Annotated in this window: 2 rRNA genes and 1 other RNA gene; all 3 read right to left on the reverse strand. The window is 41.2% G+C overall.

The annotated features are described in order from the left end of the window. Positions 1-509: 509 nt before the first annotated feature. Positions 510-766, reverse strand: an RNA gene (gene rnpB / locus METFODRAFT_RS09770) — RNase P RNA component. Positions 767-851: 85 nt separating this feature from the next. Continuing rightward, positions 852-966: ribosomal RNA gene (rrf, locus tag METFODRAFT_RS09600) — 5S ribosomal RNA — on the reverse strand. Positions 967-1,025: 59 nt separating this feature from the next. After that, positions 1,026-1,155 (reverse strand): 23S ribosomal RNA (locus METFODRAFT_RS09605); the annotation flags it as partial.

Here is a 1,155-nt window from a genome sequence, read left to right on the forward strand (position 1 = left end):
AAACTTGTTAAATTCGTTTAAAGGATTTTATTATTGTGTGTTTTATCCCCTTCATGATTTCACCTCCATATTTTTTTGATATTAACTATTCGATATTACCAAATATTAAGTTTTCTATTAGTTAGTATGATGTTCGGAGATACTGTTTATTATCCCTACCAGAAGACAAATTTTTAAGAGAAACTAAAAAATTAATTGAAAAAATTGAGCAAATTGAACATGAAATGGCACTCAAGGAGTTATTAAATGAAGAAGATGACTAAAAAAGTAAGGTTAAAAAAGTATCTCACAAAAAACATTTTTTGCCAACATTAAATAAAAACTACAAAAAACTCTTTTTTATCCAAATTATAGTTGTTTGCATTAGAAATTGAAAATAATCTCAACAAATTCATAAAGTCATTGCTTATTTTTAGAATTTATAGCAGATTGTAACCATCATAAAAATTTAGAGTATATAAAATAAAATCCAATAATAAAATTTCGCAAAAACTATAACAAAAGTATGGGTATGGGGGCTATAGCCCGCCTTCTGTAATTTCGGCGACATTCGGCTAAGCAGGGGAATCCCCCTTGCACCCGTGCAGGGGCATGCTCGTTTCACCGGCTCCTTGGAACTCCTCAACCTTTGCAGGTATCATAGTCATCTGTTCCAAGGCCGTGTCGTTTCTATAGCATGCCCGTCCCCTCTCGGGGAACGTCTGCACATACATGGGTGGGCGGAGCTTCCTCCCCACGAAGTGGGGAAAGTCGCCAGCCCCCTTAACCCGAAACAATAACAACAAATCAATAAAATAAATTAAGTAAATTATTTAAATTCATAAATTTAGAAGTGTAAAATAATAAAAAGTGGCCGGCGGCGTCGCCCCTTTCCCACCGGAAGGCAGTACTCGGGGCATCGCTGGGGGACTTAATTTCCGAGTTCGGGATGGGATCGGATGTAGCCCCCCCGCTATGACCGCCGTACCAAAGCAATAAAAAGTGGCCACGCATAGCCCCCATGCCTTTAGGTGTCCAGGTACTCCGCCGCGTATCCCTCGGGCGATTAGTACCGGCGGGCTCAACACCTCGGCCGAAGCCTTGGTGCTTACACCCCCGGCCTATCGACCTCCTCTTCTAGGAGAGCCCTCGTCCCCGAACGGGACTGGCTGCCTA

The organism is Methanotorris formicicus Mc-S-70 (assembly GCF_000243455.1).
GTDB classification, from domain to species: domain Archaea; phylum AGJL01; class Methanococci; order Methanococcales; family Methanococcaceae; genus Methanotorris; species Methanotorris formicicus.